The organism is Streptomyces sp. NPDC059816, from assembly GCF_042732055.1.
Taxonomy (GTDB): domain Bacteria; phylum Actinomycetota; class Actinomycetes; order Streptomycetales; family Streptomycetaceae; genus Streptomyces.
The window spans coordinates 192,921-207,646 of sequence record NZ_JBHWIQ010000017.1; the positions used below are offsets into that span (position 1 = coordinate 192,921).

The 14,726-nt window shown below is 71.3% G+C and carries 16 protein-coding genes and 1 tRNA gene; 5 read left to right on the top strand and 12 right to left on the bottom strand.

The window, feature by feature from the left end:
* Positions 1-254: 254 nt before the first annotated feature.
* The 9 genes from rplL to ACFV88_RS23085 form a co-directional block, all read right to left on the bottom strand.
* On the bottom strand, positions 255-638 hold the full coding sequence (gene rplL / locus ACFV88_RS23045) for a 50S ribosomal protein L7/L12 (protein ID WP_385493638.1): 384 nt from the start codon (positions 636-638) through the stop codon (positions 255-257).
* A gap of 131 nt (positions 639-769) precedes the next feature.
* Positions 770-1,306 carry a 50S ribosomal protein L10 gene (rplJ, locus tag ACFV88_RS23050; protein WP_366114088.1) on the bottom strand — a complete coding sequence of 179 codons (537 nt, stop codon included), beginning with the start codon at positions 1,304-1,306 and terminating at the stop codon, positions 770-772.
* Positions 1,307-1,649: 343 nt separating this feature from the next.
* Positions 1,650-2,507 (bottom strand): DUF1396 domain-containing protein, encoded by an 858-nt coding sequence (locus ACFV88_RS23055; protein WP_385493639.1) that lies wholly within the window; start codon positions 2,505-2,507, stop codon positions 1,650-1,652.
* An 87-nt stretch (positions 2,508-2,594) separates the two neighbouring features.
* On the bottom strand, positions 2,595-3,551 hold the full coding sequence (locus tag ACFV88_RS23060; protein ID WP_385493641.1) for a hypothetical protein: 957 nt from the start codon (positions 3,549-3,551) through the stop codon (positions 2,595-2,597).
* A 163-nt stretch (positions 3,552-3,714) separates the two neighbouring features.
* On the bottom strand, positions 3,715-4,443 hold the full coding sequence (gene rplA, locus ACFV88_RS23065) for a 50S ribosomal protein L1 (RefSeq protein ID WP_385493642.1): 729 nt from the start codon (positions 4,441-4,443) through the stop codon (positions 3,715-3,717).
* Positions 4,444-4,585: 142 nt separating this feature from the next.
* Positions 4,586-5,020: a 50S ribosomal protein L11 gene (gene rplK / locus ACFV88_RS23070; protein ID WP_007384044.1), complete on the bottom strand. Its 435-nt coding sequence runs from the start codon at positions 5,018-5,020 to the stop codon at positions 4,586-4,588.
* 192 nt (positions 5,021-5,212) lie between these two features.
* Complete coding sequence (nusG, locus tag ACFV88_RS23075; protein WP_385493644.1) at positions 5,213-6,196, bottom strand: transcription termination/antitermination protein NusG; 984 nt, start codon at positions 6,194-6,196, stop codon at positions 5,213-5,215.
* A gap of 91 nt (positions 6,197-6,287) precedes the next feature.
* Complete coding sequence (gene secE / locus ACFV88_RS23080; RefSeq protein WP_385493646.1) at positions 6,288-6,575, bottom strand: preprotein translocase subunit SecE; 288 nt, start codon at positions 6,573-6,575, stop codon at positions 6,288-6,290.
* 115 nt (positions 6,576-6,690) lie between these two features.
* Positions 6,691-6,763, bottom strand: a tRNA-Trp gene (locus ACFV88_RS23085).
* A gap of 226 nt (positions 6,764-6,989) precedes the next feature.
* On the opposite strand from ACFV88_RS23085, the gene ACFV88_RS23090 reads away from it, so the two are divergent.
* The gene (locus ACFV88_RS23090; protein WP_385493647.1) at positions 6,990-8,216 is read left to right on the top strand and encodes a pyridoxal phosphate-dependent aminotransferase; all 1,227 of its coding nucleotides are present in this window, start codon (positions 6,990-6,992) and stop codon (positions 8,214-8,216) included.
* 191 nt (positions 8,217-8,407) lie between these two features.
* Complete coding sequence (locus ACFV88_RS23095; protein ID WP_385493648.1) at positions 8,408-9,445, top strand: adenosine deaminase; 1,038 nt, start codon at positions 8,408-8,410, stop codon at positions 9,443-9,445.
* A 25-nt stretch (positions 9,446-9,470) separates the two neighbouring features.
* On the opposite strand, the gene ACFV88_RS23100 is transcribed toward ACFV88_RS23095, so the two are convergent.
* A complete protein-coding gene (locus ACFV88_RS23100; protein ID WP_385493666.1) occupies positions 9,471-10,016 on the bottom strand; it encodes a TetR/AcrR family transcriptional regulator in 546 nt (181 codons plus the stop codon).
* 147 nt (positions 10,017-10,163) lie between these two features.
* Between ACFV88_RS23100 and ACFV88_RS23105 the strand changes: the two genes are divergently transcribed.
* Both ACFV88_RS23105 and ACFV88_RS23110 read left to right on the top strand, forming a co-directional pair.
* Positions 10,164-10,796, top strand: a complete 633-nt coding sequence (locus tag ACFV88_RS23105) for an NAD(P)-dependent oxidoreductase (RefSeq protein ID WP_385493649.1) — start codon at positions 10,164-10,166, stop codon at positions 10,794-10,796.
* Complete coding sequence (locus ACFV88_RS23110) at positions 10,793-11,383, top strand: GNAT family N-acetyltransferase (protein ID WP_385493651.1); 591 nt, start codon at positions 10,793-10,795, stop codon at positions 11,381-11,383. Before ACFV88_RS23105 ends, ACFV88_RS23110 begins: the two co-directional genes overlap by 4 nt.
* Here ACFV88_RS23110 and ACFV88_RS23115 read toward each other — a convergent pair.
* Both ACFV88_RS23115 and ACFV88_RS23120 read right to left on the bottom strand, forming a co-directional pair.
* Positions 11,367-13,406, bottom strand: coding sequence for a sigma-70 family RNA polymerase sigma factor (locus tag ACFV88_RS23115; protein WP_385493652.1), 2,040 nt, complete (start codon positions 13,404-13,406; stop codon positions 11,367-11,369). The two genes, ACFV88_RS23110 and ACFV88_RS23115, sit on opposite strands and share 17 nt — an antisense overlap.
* 45 nt (positions 13,407-13,451) lie before the next feature.
* Positions 13,452-13,784: a YciI family protein gene (locus ACFV88_RS23120; RefSeq protein ID WP_385493653.1), complete on the bottom strand. Its 333-nt coding sequence runs from the start codon at positions 13,782-13,784 to the stop codon at positions 13,452-13,454.
* Positions 13,785-13,964: 180 nt separating this feature from the next.
* On the opposite strand from ACFV88_RS23120, the gene ACFV88_RS23125 reads away from it, so the two are divergent.
* A complete protein-coding gene (locus tag ACFV88_RS23125; RefSeq protein WP_385493654.1) occupies positions 13,965-14,663 on the top strand; it encodes a DUF998 domain-containing protein in 699 nt (232 codons plus the stop codon).
* Positions 14,664-14,726 lie beyond the last annotated feature (63 nt).

Sequence of the window (14,726 nt, forward strand, 5' to 3'; positions counted from 1 at the left end):
GAACCGAGTGCCGCGATCGTCACTGATCACCGCCGTGGGCGGGCCGTCACCAGGGCCGCCGCGGGCACAACGAAGATCACCATACTCGTCGGCACGGACCGCGCAAGCAGCCCGTCGGCGGCGCCACGAACGCCGAACGGCGACCACCCACTTGGGTGATCGCCGTACGGTGCGTCCGCGTTACAGCGGCAGGGTACGAGAGGGTGCCGCGAGGACACCGCGCTCGTGCGGGAGTCGGCTGGACTCCCGTCGGGTCACTTGACCTCGACGGAGGCGCCGGCGCCCTTGAGGGCCTCGGCGGCCTTCTCGGCGGCGTCCTTGGCGACCTTCTCGAGAACCGGCTTCGGGGTGCCGTCCACGAGGTCCTTGGCCTCCTTGAGACCCAGGGAGGTCAGCTCACGCACGACCTTGATGACCTGGATCTTCTTCTCGCCGGCGCCGAGGAGGATGACGTCGAACTCGTCCTGCTCCTCGACGGCCTCGACGGCCGGGGCACCCGGGCCGCCAGCGGCAACGGCGACCGGGGCGGCGGCGGTGACGTCGAAACGGTCCTCGAACGCCTTCACGAACTCGGAGAGCTCGATGAGGGTCATCTCGTCGAACTGGGCAAGCAGGTCGTCCTGGCTGAGCTTCGCCATGATGGGCGATCCTTCCACTAATTCGGCAGGTGCCGGATGTACATGTCAGGCGGGCGTACGTCGAGCCCGCGGTGACCGTCTCCGCGCCGGGGCGCGTGCCTCAGGCGGCGACGGTCAAAGTGCGAGCCGAATTACTCGGCACCGCCCTGCTCGCCCTCGGCCTTCTTGGCACGAAGCGCCTCCGCGGTGCGGACGAACTTCGAGGGAAGCGCCTGGAAGAGCGCGGCAGCCTGGGACTGCTTGCCCTTCATGGCACCCGCCAGCTTGGCGAGCAGAACCTCGCGGGACTCAAGGTCCGCGAGCTTCTTGATCTCGTCGGCGGACAGCGCCTTGCCGTCAAGGACACCGCCCTTGATGACGAGATTGGGGTTGTCCTTGGCGAAGTCACGAAGACCCTTCGCCGACTCCACCGGGTCACCGGTGACGAAGGCAACCGCCGTCGGACCGTTGAACAGGTCGTCGAGCGTCGAGATCCCGGCCTCATTGGCAGCGATCTTGGTCAGCGTGTTCTTCACCACGGCGTACTGGGCGTTCTCACCGAGCGAACGGCGCAGCTGCTTGAGCTGTGCCACGGTGAGACCGCGGTACTCGGTCAGCACGGCGGCGTTCGAGCTGCGGAACTTGTCCGTCAGCTCGGCAACCGCGTCAGCCTTGTCGGGCCTCGCCATGAGCCTCGGCCTCCTTCCGGGTGATTCGGACCGCGCGGACCCGAAGGAGGACTGAGGAAAAGAAAACGCCCCGGCGCAGGCGCACGGGGCTCAGCTCTACCGGGCGGAAATCCGTCCAGGAGCAATTCCACGGTCACCTACGCGGGTCGTCCGCAGTTCAGCGGATCCTTCGGCCGCCGCGACTCGGATGAGCACGCGGCAACGACCAGCGGTCTTTGGCTTCTCGGGAAGCGTACGGGAACGGGCGTGCGCCAGGCAAATCGGCCACCTCGGGCGGTTCCCCCGAGGTGGCCGAACTGCCGATACCGGCCGGGTAACGACCGGGAACAACCGGAAAGCACCCTCAGGCGGCCGGTTCCGCTTCGACGTCCTTCATCATCTCCGCCAGGTCCATGACCTCGGAGGCGGGCGGGGCCTTCACCGTGACGGGCTTGTTCACGTCACCGAAGGTCATCGTCACGTCGAGCTTGCCCTGCCCGGTGTCGCCCTGCATGCGGAACTGCTTGGTGCGGTCTTCCTCGGTGATCCAGATGTCCATGGTGAGGTTCTTCACACCGAGGTCCTCGTACTGCTTGAGGCTCTTCTCGCGCTGCTTGCGGGTCTCGGCCTTCTCGTCCTTCAAGGAGGCGCGCAGGTCCTTGACGGCGACCGTGCCCCGGTACTGGGTGGTCTTCTCGCCCTCGACGGTCGCGGTGCCGATCTTCTTCACGTCGTCGGCACCGTCGAGGAAACCGGACTCCGCGGCCGGGTTCTGTCCGACCTGCCCGGGGACCTTGCCCGGACCGCCGGCAGCGCCCTTCCCGGCCTGGTCGAGGCCGGAGAGGTCCATCTTCAGGAACCGCTTGCCGCCCATTTCCTCGGCCGCTTCCGGGGTCCCGCCGAGGTACATGGCCTCGTCGACCATGATGATCTCGACCTCGCCCGGCTGGCCGGGGGTGTCCGTCGTGAGCTTCATGCTCATCGCCGCCGGCTTCACGCTCATCTGCGCGGCGCCCTCGACCTTGCCCTGACCCGGGTAGGTGCCCTTGATCTTGTAGCTGAGCGAAGTGATCTTCTCGTTCTTCTCGGACGCCGCCTTGACCGCCGCGGCGGGCGACATGTCCGAGGAGTCCGAGTCGGACCCGCAGGCGGCGGTGCCGCCCGCGAGGATCGCCACGACGAACGCGCCGGCAGCGGCCCTCGACTTCTTGTTGATGTGCATTCCCCACCCCTGAACAAACGTGAACTGCGTGTTGCGTAGTGCGTTGGTCAGGGACAGTACCCGACCTCACCGACAACAGCCGTTTCATTAAGTACCACCAGTAACCGCCGAACCGTTGCCCAGCAGCGCCTGGTAGTCCACGGTGTCCTCGGCCGGCGGCGCCGGCCTGGCGAGCACCCGGGCCCCGAAGTCGCGGTAGTGCGCAGTGCTGAGCAGGGTTCCAGCGGCCGTCCGGCTGCGCTCGCTGCGCTTCACCAACCGGCCGCCGGCGTCGATCCACACGTCGATCCGCTCCTCGACGATCCCGGCGGCCGTCAGCTGCTCCCGCAGTTCGGCGGCACGCCCGGCGCCCGGTCCCCGGGTGGGCAACTCGGCCGTGCGCACGGTGCCCGCGTAGTGCGTCGCCGTGGTGCCGCGGACCTCCTCGCGTCCCACCCGGCGCAGGTCACGGGCGAAGAGCAGCAGGTCGACGGAGCGTGAGGGGGTGACGTCCGCCGAGGTGTCGTGGCCGTGTCGGATCCAGTGCCGCCCGCCCGCCCGGTCCGCGAAGGCCTCGCCCATCCGTGCGTAGTACACCCCGTCCACGAACCGGGCCTCGGTGGTGCGGGTGCCCAGCTCGCGCAGGGTCTTCGCGAGCTCGCCGCGGTAGCGGATGGTGAGGGTGCCGCTGAGTCCGTCGCTCCAGCCGAGCACCCCGCCGGCCTCGGTGGACACCTTCCCGTCCAGCTCCATCACGGCACTGACCCGCGCGGAGCCCGCCGCCCGGGTCCGCTCCGCGGCGCTGCGCAGGGCCCGCAGGACGTCGGCGGAGACGGTGGCCGTGGGCCGGGGGTCCGCCGCCCCGTCCTCCCCGGGGGAACAGGCGGTCAGGGCGAAGAGGCCGCAGCCGGTGCCCAGGAGCAGCGGCGCGAGGGAGAGCGCGCACCACGGGAGCAGTCCGCGGCGGCGACGGAGGGCCGGCCCCCGTACCCGTCTCCGCAGCGGCCCGCGAGCCCGCCGCGTGCCGTCCGACCCGGCCGGTGCCGTGAACCACCTGCGTCCCATGTCCCGCTCCCCCGTACGCGTGTCACTGTTCGCACGCTAGCGCAGGGCGGGCGCGGGCGGGTCGGGCAACGGCCCGGCCGGGAACGCGGACGGGCCCCCGTGCCGCCGGGGGAACCGGACGGCACGGGGGCCCGTGAGGTCACGCTGACGCGTACCCGATCGCTCAGACGGCGGCCGGGTCCTCCTCGGTGAGGAGGTTGCGGGTGCGGTTGGAGTCGATCGGGACGCCGGGGCCCATCGTGGTGCTGATGACGGCCTTCTTGATGTAGCGACCCTTCGCGGCGGACGGCTTGAGACGGAGGATCTCCTCCAGCGCGGCGCCGTAGTTCTCCACGAGCTGGGTGTCGTCGAAGGACACCTTGCCGATGATGAAGTGGAGGTTCGAGTGCTTGTCGACGCGGAACTCGATCTTGCCGCCCTTGATCTCGGTCACGGCCTTGGCCACGTCCGGGGTCACGGTGCCGGTCTTCGGGTTCGGCATCAGACCACGCGGGCCGAGGACGCGGCCGAGACGACCGACCTTGCCCATGAGGTCCGGGGTGGCGACGACGGCGTCGAACTCGTTGAGGCGCTGGCCCTTGGAGATCTCGTCGATCAGCTCGTCGGAACCGACGATGTCGGCGCCCGCGGCACGCGCGGCCTCGGCACGGTCACCGGTCGCGAAGACCAGGACCCGGGCGGTCTTGCCGGTGCCGTGCGGGAGGTTCACGGTGCCACGGACCATCTGGTCCGCCTTGCGGGGGTCGACGCCGAGTCGGAAGGCGACCTCGACGGTGCCGTCGAACTTGGACGTGGAGGTGTCCTTGGCGAGACGCACGGCCTCGAGCGGGGCGTAGAGCTTGTCCCGGTCGACCTTGGCGTCAGCGGCGCGGAGAGACTTGCTGCGCTTCACTTCTGCTCCTGTACAGAGTTTCGTCGGGCGGGGGTGCCGCCGGACGGGAATGGAGTCGTGGTGCGGGCCGGCGCTGGCCCTGCCACTTGATGCACGTTCGCACTCGCCCGCGCACGGGGCACGAGCGGGTACGGGGAGGGGGTCAGCCCTCGACCGTGACACCCATGGACCGGGCGGTGCCCGCGATGATCTTCGCGGCGGCGTCCAGGTCGTTGGCGTTGAGGTCGGGCATCTTGGTGGTGGCGATCTCGCGGACCTGCGCCTGGGTGATCTTGGCGACCTTGGTCTTGTGCGGCTCGCCGGAGCCCTTCTCCACGCCCGCGGCCTTGAGGATCATCTTCGCGGCCGGCGGGGTCTTGGTGATGAAGGTGAAGGAACGGTCTTCGTAGACCGTGATCTCCACCGGGATGACCCAACCGCGCTGCGACTCGGTCGCGGCGTTGTAGGCCTTGCAGAACTCCATGATGTTGACGCCGTGCTGGCCCAGCGCAGGGCCGACGGGCGGGGCCGGGTTAGCGGCACCGGCCTGGATCTGGAGCTTGATAAGCCCCGTGACCTTCTTCTTCTTGGGAGGCATGTGCTCTCTCCGGGTCCTAGTGAGAGGTGAGCACTCCAGCCGATCATCCGGATGGAGGCATACCGCACAACGATAACGGGTATTGCCGCGCGGATAAAAACCGACAGGTCAGAGCGGTCACCGGGTGACCGTTCTGACCTGATCGGAAGCTTGGTGGGGAATCCCGGCGCGATCTTCCGCGCCGGGAGACCGCTAGTTCTTCTGGATCTGGTCGAAGCTCAGCTCGACCGGGGTCTCGCGGCCGAAGATCTCGACGAGGCCCTTGACCTTCTTCGAGTCGGCGTTGATCTCGTTGATCGTGGCCTGGAGCGTGGCGAAGGGGCCGTCGGTGACGGTGACCGAGTCGCCCACCTCGAAGTCGAGCACCTGGACCTCGACCTTGCGCTGCGGCGCCGGGCGGCCCTCGGCGTCGGCGGCCTCGCGGGCGGCCTTCTCCTCGGCCTCCGGGGCGAGCATCTTGACGATCTCGTCCAGCGTCAGCGGGTACGGGTCGTAGGCGTTGCCGACGAAGCCGGTGACACCGGGGGTGTTGCGGACGACGCCCCAGGACTCGTTGGTGAGGTCCATCCGGACCAGGACGTAACCGGGAAGCTTGTTCTGGCGGACGTTCTTGCGCTCGCCGTTCTTGATCTGGACGATCTCTTCCTCGGGCACTTCGGCCTGGTAGATGAACTCCTCGACGTTCAGCGAGACGGCGCGCTGCTCCAGGTTGGCCTTCACGCGCTTCTCGTAGCCCGCGTAGGTGTGGATGACGTACCACTCGCCGGGCAGGGTGCGCAGCTCCTCGCGGAGCGCGGCGACGGGGTCCACCGGCTCGGCGGCCTCGACCTCGTCCTCTTCCTCGGCGGCGTCCTCGTCCTCGTCGGCCTCGGCGTCCTCAACGGCTTCGGCGTCGTCAGCCTCGGCGTCGTCGTCAGCCTCAGCGGCGTCGGCCTCGTCGCCGTCGGCCTCGCCGGCCTCGTCGTCAGCGGCCTCGGCGCCGGTCTCGTCGGCGTCGTCAGCCTCCTCGACGTGGAGCGCGGCTTCCTCGGCAGCTTCGGCGTCAGCCTCGTCCTGGCCCGCGGCGTCCTCAGCACTCACGGAGTCCGCGCCCTCGACGATGTCGAGCTGGTCCTCGACGGACTCCGCAGCGACCTCATCGGACTCGACGGCGTCGTTCAGGTTCGGGTCAGACACGGTGGCTGCTTCTTCCTGGTTACAGAGGGGTGGAACAACGCGAAAGGGACGCCGACGTCGGCGTCCTTCGCTTCGGGCTGTGCTTTCGGCATCAGCCGAAGATGTACTTCGCGACTCGGTCGAGACCCAAGTCGAGCACGGTGACGATGCCAATCATGATCACTACGAAGATGATCACGACGGTCGTGTACGTGGTGAGCTCGGAGCGATTCGGCCAGACGACCTTGCGCAGCTCAGCGACGATCTGGCGGTAGAAGAGCGCGAGACGGCCGAAGGGGCCCTTCTTGCCGCGCTTGCCGCCCTTGCGCGACTTCTTCTGCGTGTCCGGCGCATCGTCTTGAGCATCAGGCATGTCGATGGAGCCCACGGCGTCCGTCACTCGTCCTCACCTGATTCCCGGGTCGGCCGTGCCGCGCCCGGTTGAGCCGCACGACGGTGCATTGCGGTACGTACTTCGCATACATCCACACATCCGGAAGGGGAAGTGTGTCTTGCAGGGCCGGAGGGACTTGAACCCCCAACCGCTGGTTTTGGAGACCAGTGCTCTACCAATTGAGCTACGACCCTTTGGTTCGCCCCAACGTACCGCATCCGGACGGCCGCAGGGTGTGCGGTCGACGGGTGCGGCCGGTGTCGGCCAACGAGGAGAGAGTGTACGTGTTCCCGGGGCCGACGTCGAACAGAAAGCGTCGAGGCGGCTGGTGGCCGTGCCGTCCCCGTCCGTCGCCTGCCCGGTGCCCACTGGGTGAAACCCGTGTGCCGGGGCGGTTTCCGGTCTGGAACCATGGGGCCCATGAGCGCTGCTACCTCTCCGACCGATCGCCGAGTATCCGCCCGGGTGGGCGCGATCTCCGAGTCCGCGACCCTCGCCGTCGACGCCAAGGCCAAGGCCCTCAAGGCCGCCGGACGTCCGGTGATCGGTTTCGGTGCCGGGGAACCCGACTTCCCCACCCCGGACTACATCGTCGAAGCCGCCATCGAAGCGTGCAAGAACCCGAAGTTCCACCGCTACACCCCCGCTGGCGGGCTTCCGGAGCTGAAGGCGGCCATCGCCGCGAAGACGCTCCGCGACTCCGGCTACGAGGTCGAGGCGGCGCAGGTCCTGGTGACCAACGGCGGCAAGCAGGCGATCTACGAGGCGTTCGCCGCGATCCTCGACCCGGGCGACGAGGTCATCGTCCCGGCCCCGTACTGGACGACCTACCCCGAGTCGATCCGACTCGCCGGCGGGGTCCCGGTCGAGGTGGTCACCGACGAGACCAGCGGCTACCGGGTGACGGTCGAGCAGCTGGAGGCGGCCCGCACCGAGCGGACCAAGGTGCTGCTGTTCGTCTCGCCCTCGAACCCGACCGGCGCGGTCTACGGCGCCGAGGACACCGAGGCGATCGGCCGCTGGGCCGTCGAACACGGGCTGTGGGTGCTCACGGACGAGATCTACGAGCACCTGGTGTACGGCGACGCGACCTTCACCTCGCTGCCGACCGTGGTGCCGGAGCTGCGCGACAAGTGCATCGTCGTCAACGGGGTGGCGAAGACGTACGCCATGACCGGCTGGCGGGTGGGCTGGCTCATCGGCCCCAAGGACGTGGTCAAGGCCGCGACCAACCTCCAGTCGCACGCCACCTCCAACGTCTCCAACGTCGCCCAGGCCGCCGCGCTCGCGGCCGTGTCCGGCGACCTGACGGCGGTGGCCGAGATGCGCGAGGCGTTCGACCGGCGCCGCCAGACGATCGTGCGCATGCTCAACGAGATCGACGGCGTGCTCTGCCCGGAGCCGGAGGGCGCGTTCTACGTGTACCCCTCGGTGAAGGCGCTGATCGGCAAGGAGATCCGGGGCAAGCGTCCGCGCAGCAGTGTGGAGCTGGCCGCGCTGATCCTGGACGAGGTCGAGGTCGCGGTGGTGCCCGGCGAGGCGTTCGGCACGCCCGGGTACCTGCGGCTGTCGTACGCGCTCGGTGACGAGGACCTGGTCGAGGGCGTCTCGCGGATCCAGAAGCTCCTGGCGGAAGCCACCGACTGAGTCATCGCTCACGTCACCGGCTGAGTCACCGGCTGAGGTCGTCGACCGGCGGGCGGGTCGCGCCACGCGCGGTGTGGCGCGTCACACGGAAGCGGGTTCCCACCTGGTGGGGGCCCGCTTCTTCGTTCGAGCAAGCACCCGAACGGGGAAAGCCGGTGCCGGTGGGCCGCCGGTTGCGGCAAGATCCTGGGATGGAGCACGTTCGAGACCTCGGCGCCCTGCCGAAGGCGCATCTGCATCTGCACTTCACGGGTTCGATGCGGCCCGGCACCCTGTTGGAGCTGGCCGACAAGTACGGGGTGCACCTGCCCGCCGCACTGTCCGGGGCCGAGCCGCCGGACCTGCGGGCCACCGACGAGCGCGGCTGGTTCCGCTTCCAACGCCTCTACGACATGGCCCGGTCCTGCCTGCGCGAACCGGAGGACATCCGGCGACTGGTGCGGGAGGCCGCCGAGGAGGACATCCGGGCCGGCTCGCGCTGGCTGGAGATCCAGGTCGACCCGACCTCGTACGCGCCCCGCCTCGGGGGGCTGATCCCCGCGCTGGAGATCATCCTCGACGCGGTGGACGGCGCGTCGAGGGACACCGGGCTCGGAATGCGGGTCCTGGTCGCCGCGAACCGGATGAAGCACCCGCTGGACGCCCGGACGCTGGCCCGGCTCGCCGTGCGCTACGCGGACCGCGGGGTCGTCGGGTTCGGGCTCTCCAACGACGAGCGCCGGGGCATGGCCCGCGACTTCGACCGGGCGTTCGCCATCGCCCGGGAGGGGGGCCTGCTGTCCGCCCCGCACGGCGGTGAGCTGACCGGCCCCGCCTCGGTGCGGGACTGCCTGGACGACCTGCACGCCGACCGGGTCGGCCACGGGGTGCGGGCCGCCGAGGACCCGAGGCTGCTGAAACGGCTCGCGGACCGGGGCGTGACCTGCGAGGTCTGCCCCACCTCCAATGTGGCGCTCGGGGTCTACGACAAGGCGGCGGACGTACCGCTGCGCACCATGTTCGACGCGGGGGTGCCATTGGCCCTCGGCGCGGACGACCCGCTGCTGTTCGGGGCGCGGCTCAACGAGCAGTACGAGCTGGCCCGGACCGTCCACGGCTTCTCCGACCCGGAGCTCGCGGAGCTCGCCCGGCAGTCGATCCGGGCCTCGGCGGCGCCCCGGGAGGAGAAGGAGCGGCTGCTCGGGGAGGTCAACACCTGGCTGACCTCCGTTCCCGCGGTGCCCGTCTAGCGCCGCCGGGCCGGGGGCGCCCGGGTCAGCCGAGGCCCGCGAGCAGGGTGCGGGCCGCGGCGCGGGCGAACTCGTCCAGCGACTGCGGCGAACGGCCGGCCTCGGTGGCGTCGTAGGCGAAGGCGCGCTGGCAGCAGGCGCCCATCAGCAGTGCGGCGCCGGTGAAGGCGTCGGCCCGTGCCCGGATGCGGCCGGCCCGCTGTTCGGCGCGCAGGTAGTCCGCCAACCCCTCGATGGGCAGGTGCGGGCCGGCGCCGATCTGCCGCTGCGCGTCCTCGTGGCGCAGCTTGAGCTGGGTCTCGGCGTAGAGCGAGGCGGCGATCGGGAAGCTCTGCTCGTAGAACAGGGCGGCGACGCGCGCGATCTCGGTGAGGTTGTCCTCGACGCTGCGGGTGCCCGGGTCCCGCGCCAGGCGTTCCATCAGCGGGCCCAGCCGGGGCAGCCGCTCGCCCAGCACGGCGACGAAGAGCTCCTGCTTGCTCGCGAAGTACTTGTACAGGGCGGCCTCGGAGCAGTCGGCGGCGCGGGCGATCTCCTTGGTGGTGGTCCGGGCCATCCCGACCGACAGCATCAGTTCGTGCGCGGAGTCGAGGATGCGGGCCCGGGTCGGTCGCCGGGCGGTGGGGTCTTCGGTGGGCACGGGCGCTCCGCTTGACGGGTGGGTGAGTGCTTACTCATTCTATGGGTGAGTGAATACTTACCCACCCAGGAGGGGTTCATGAGGATCACGGTGTTCGGTGCGACCGGCGGGGTCGGCCAGGAGATCGTCCGGCAGGGGCTGACGGACGGCCACTGGGTCACCGCCGTAGTGCGGGACCCGGCCCGGCTGACCGTGACGGGGGACGGACTCGACGTGGTGCGTAGCGACCTCACCGCCCCCGAGGAGGTACGGGCGGCGGTCGCCGGCCGGGGCGCGGTGTTCTCCGCGCTCGGACCGCGCAGCCGCAAGGACGGGGACGTCACCGCCCGACTGACCCGCGCGGTGCTCATCGCGATGGCCGCCGAGGACGTCCGGCGACTGCTGGTGGTGAGCGCCTCGCCGCTCGCCGCCGCCCCGCCCGGCGAGCCGCTGTCCGACCGGCTCATGGGGGCCGTGGTGAACCGCGTCTTCCGGTACGCGTACGACGATCTGCGCCTGATGGAGGCCGCGCTCGCCGCGAGCAGCGCGGACTGGACCGCCGTCCGGCCGCCCCGGCTGCTGGACGGCCCCGTGACCGGGCGCTACCGCTCGACGGTCGGCGGGAACCCGCCGTCCGCCCGGAGCATCCGCCGTGCCGACGTCGCCCATGCCATGCTGGCGCTGATCGACGACCGGAGCACGGTCGGACGGGCGGTGGGGGTGGCCGAGTGAGTACGACGACCGGGGGGCCGGCCGCGCCGCTGATCGCCCTGCGGACCCTGACCGCAGCAGACTTCCCCCTGCTCGGTCAGTGGCTCGCGCACCCGCACGTGGCGCGCTGGTGGAACCACGACCCGTCGCCCGAAGGGGTGGAACGGCACTTCGGGGCGGCGGCCCGCGGCGAGGAGCCGTCCGTGGACCGGCTCGTCCTGGCCGACGGCGAACCGGTGGGCCTGGTGCAGCAGGTGCGGCTGGCCGATTACCCCGACTACCGCGAGGAGCTGTCCGGCGTGGTCGAGGTCCCCGCCGGCGCGTACACGATCGACTACCTGATCGGCCCGCCGGAACGCATCGGGCGGGGACTCGGTCCGCTGGTGATCGCCGCGGCCGTCGAGGACCTCTGGCGGGCGCCCCGGTCCGCGCGGTGCGTGATCGTGCCGGTCGTCGCGGGCAACCGCAGGTCCTGGCGGGCCCTGGAGCACGCCGGACTGCGCCGGGTGGGCAGCGGCCCGTTGGAGCCGGACCACCCGCAGGACGATCCGCTGCACCACGTCTACCGGATCGACCGCCCCGGCCCGCCGCTCACTCCCGCGACCTGAGGCGGCGCAGGGTGTAGCCCTCGCCCGTCGGGTCGAGCGGGCGGGTGGCCTGCTTGAACAGGTACTCCGCCCGTTCGTAGGACAGCCGGGCCAGACCCGTCGTCGGGTCGGTGTCCGCCGCGGACCTGCGGCGGGCCGGACCGGGGCGACGGTCGGTGAGGAAGAGCGGACCGCCCCTCCGGCCGGAGAGGTGGGCCGGCAGCAGCAGGGCGGTGCCCGCACGCCAGCTCACCCAGCCGCTCCCGGTGCGGGCCCGGCGGTCGTCCAGGTCCAGTTGCTCGACGTCCAGGGCCAGTACCCGTTTCACCGCGGCGCCCGACTCGTGCAGCAGTCGCCACAGCAGGAGTTCGCGCAGCGGGGTGCCCGGCCGGGCCCACAGGGCGTCCAGCCGGTCCGGGGCCAGGGGCGGGGTGCGCGGGGCGGTGCCGGTGCGGCGGTCGATCCGGGACGTCACGTCCTCGCCGAGTCCGGCCCAGGCGGCGAAGGTCCGCAGCGCCGAGCGGTGCCGGTTCCAGGTGGCGGCGCTCGCGGTGCCCCATGCCGTGCCGAAGGTGCGCTCGACCGCCTCGGGGCTCAGTTCGCCGAGCGGCAACCGGTCCCCCAGGGCGAGCCGCAGCCGGCGCAGGGTCTGCCCGTAGGAGCGGGCGGTGGCCGGGTCCAGCCCGTCCCGGGTCAGGAAGTCCCGGACGGCCCCGCCGAGCGTGGGCACCTGGGCCCCGCCGAGCGCCGACTGCCAGGACCCCGCGGCGGCCAGGACGTCCGCGCGCCGCTGGAGGAACGCCCGCTCCGCGGTGTTCCCGGTGAGGGAGGCGGCCCGTTCGAATTCGAGCCGGGCCTCGGCGGGTCGCCCCAGCTTGGCCAGCAGATCACCGCGCACCCCCGGCAACAGGTGGTAGTCCTGGAGCCGGGGATCGGTGGCCAACTCGTCCAGCAGGGCGAGCCCCGTCGCGGGCCCGTGCGCGAAACCGACCGCGACGGCCCGGTTCAGCCGGACCACCGGTGTCGGCAGCAGCCGCACCAGGGCCTCGTACAGGGCGGCGATCCCCGCCCAGTCGGTGTCCGCCGCGGTCCTGGCCTGGGCGTGGGTGACGGCGATCGCCGCCTGGAGGACGTACGGGCCCGGGGGCGTGCCGAGGTCGCGGGCCCGGAGCATCGAGGCGAAGCCCCGGCGGATCAGCAGCGGGTCCCAGCGGCCCCGGTTCTGCTCGTGCAGCGGGACCGGTTCGCCGGTGGGGCCGGTACGGGCCGCGGAGCGGGACTCCTGGATCTCCATCAGCGCGACCAGCCCGTGCACCTCCGCCTCCTCGGGGGCCAGCCCGGCGAGGAGCCGACCGAGCCGGATCGCCTCCAGGGTGAGGCCGGGGCGCAGCAGACCGTCCCCGGTGGTCGCCGCGTACCCCTCGTTGAAGACCAGGTAGACCACCTCCAGCACGGAGGCGATCCGGGCGGTCAGGTCCTCGCCGCGGGGCAGGACGAAGGGCACCTGCCGCTCGGCGAGGGTGCGCTTGGCGTCGGCGATGCGGCGGGCGATCACGGTCTCCTTGACCAGGAACGCCCGGGCGATCTCCGCGGCGGTGAGCCCGCCGAGCAGTCGCAGGGTGAGGGCCACCCGGGCGTCCGTGCCGAGCACCGGGTGGCAGGAGATGAGCATCAGACGCAGGACGTCGTCGTCCTCCGCTTCCTCCCCGGCCGCCCCGGCCGCCGTGCGCTCCTCGTACTCCGCGTCCGGTCCGGCGCGCTGCTCCTCGGCCTGCTCCCGGGCGAGCAGTTCCCGACCGCGTTCGCCGCGCTGCTCCCGACGGACCAGGTCGACGGCCCGGCGTTTGGCGACGGTCATCAGCCAGGCGCCCGGATTGTCCGGGACGCCGGAGACGGGCCACTGTTCGAGCGCCGACACCAGGGCGTCCTGGGCCAGTTCTTCGGCCAGGCCGACGTCCCTGGTCAGCCGGGTCAGCGCGGCGACGATCCGCGCGGACTCCCGTTTCCAGACCGCGTCGACCGTGCGGCCCGGGTCCACCGGCACGTCACCTTCCCCGGTCGACCAGGGCCCCGTCATCACGGCCCGCCGTCAGGAGGTGAAGACCTGCTGGAGGACGCTCTCCCCGTCGCCCGCTATCCGCCGGAACCGGCGGGCCAGCTCGACGGCCTCCGCCTTGTCCCGGACCTCGACCAGGGCGAAACCGGCGACGGCCTCCTTGGCCTCGGTGAACGGGCCGTCCGTGACGGTGAGCTCACCGCCGGAGGAGATCACCGTCACCCCCTCGGGGACCAGGCCGCCGGTCGCCAGCAGGACGCCGGACGCGGTCAGCTCCTCGACGAACGCGGCCATCTCCGTCATCAGGGTGTCGAGTTCCGCACCGGCGGGGGCGTCGGACGACTTGGCCATCATCAGGTAGCGCATGGGGCTCTCTCTCCGTGTGGCTCCCGCCCGGGTTCGGCCCGGGTCGGTGAGCGGGTTCCGCTGTTCTGCCCCTACGTCGAACCGGTGATGTGACAGGGAACGCCGCCGTTCCCCGTCACATTACGCGATCGACGTGTCAGCGAACCCAGACAGCAGAAACCGTTCGAGAAGAGGCGCCCCATGGCCACCACCCACGCCCCCACCCGTTCCACCCGCTCGCCCCGCGCCACCGGCACCGCCGCTCCCCTTTCCTCCGCGGCCACCGGCACCCGGCGGCTGCTGCTCGCCGGTGCCCTGTCGGCGCCGCTGTGGACGGTGGTCGCCCTGGGGCAGGCCGCGACCCGGGAGGGCTTCGACATCACCCGCCACCCGCTCAGCGCCCTCAGCAACGGCTCGTTGGGCTGGCTCCAGATCACGCTGTTCGTCGTCGTCGGACTGCTCGCCACCATCGGCTCGGTGGGGGTGCGACGGGCGCTGCGGGGCGCGCCGGGCGGGGTCTGGGTGCCCCGGCTGCTGTTCGCCCACGGCATCGGGCTGATCGGGGCGGGCGTCCTGGTCATCGACCCGGTGGCCGGGTTCCCGGCCGGTACCGCCGAGGACGTGGCGTCCCCCTCCTGGCAGAGCATCGGCCACATGGTCGCCGGTTCGTTGACGTTCTGCACGCTGATCGCGGCGAACTACGTGCTCGTCCGGCACTTCCGGCGCGCCGGGGACGAGCGCCGGGCCATCGCCTCCGCCGTCGCCGGGACGGCGCTGCTGCTCGGCAACGGCTGGGCGATGGTCGGCGGCGCGGCGGGGACGCTGACCCTGGCGGTCGGGGCGATCACGGCGATGCTGTGGGTGTCGGCGGTCACCGTCCGGCTCGCCCGCCGCGGCTGAGACGCGGTATACGCGATATACACGGCATACGCAGAAACGGGAGGTGGGGGGGGGGGCGCGGCG

Excerpts from the sequence above, each read along its gene's own strand:
- ACFV88_RS23100 (WP_385493666.1), bottom strand. The coding sequence starts at position 10,016 with ATGCTGTCGGTCGGGATGGCCCGGACCACCACCAAGGAGATCGCCCGC.
- ACFV88_RS23055 (WP_385493639.1), bottom strand. The coding sequence starts at position 2,507 with ATGCACATCAACAAGAAGTCGAGGGCCGCTGCCGGCGCGTTCGTCGTG.
- ACFV88_RS23060 (WP_385493641.1), bottom strand. The coding sequence starts at position 3,551 with ATGGGACGCAGGTGGTTCACGGCACCGGCCGGGTCGGACGGCACGCGG.
- ACFV88_RS23105 (WP_385493649.1), top strand. The coding sequence starts at position 10,164 with ATGAGGATCACGGTGTTCGGTGCGACCGGCGGGGTCGGCCAGGAGATC.
- ACFV88_RS23125 (WP_385493654.1), top strand. The coding sequence starts at position 13,965 with ATGGCCACCACCCACGCCCCCACCCGTTCCACCCGCTCGCCCCGCGCC.
- ACFV88_RS23095 (WP_385493648.1), top strand. The coding sequence starts at position 8,408 with ATGGAGCACGTTCGAGACCTCGGCGCCCTGCCGAAGGCGCATCTGCAT.
- ACFV88_RS23120 (WP_385493653.1), bottom strand. The coding sequence starts at position 13,784 with ATGCGCTACCTGATGATGGCCAAGTCGTCCGACGCCCCCGCCGGTGCG.
- ACFV88_RS23090 (WP_385493647.1), top strand. The coding sequence starts at position 6,990 with ATGAGCGCTGCTACCTCTCCGACCGATCGCCGAGTATCCGCCCGGGTG.
- rplJ (WP_366114088.1), bottom strand. The coding sequence starts at position 1,306 with ATGGCGAGGCCCGACAAGGCTGACGCGGTTGCCGAGCTGACGGACAAG.
- rplK (WP_007384044.1), bottom strand. The coding sequence starts at position 5,020 with ATGCCTCCCAAGAAGAAGAAGGTCACGGGGCTTATCAAGCTCCAGATC.
- rplL (WP_385493638.1), bottom strand. The coding sequence starts at position 638 with ATGGCGAAGCTCAGCCAGGACGACCTGCTTGCCCAGTTCGACGAGATG.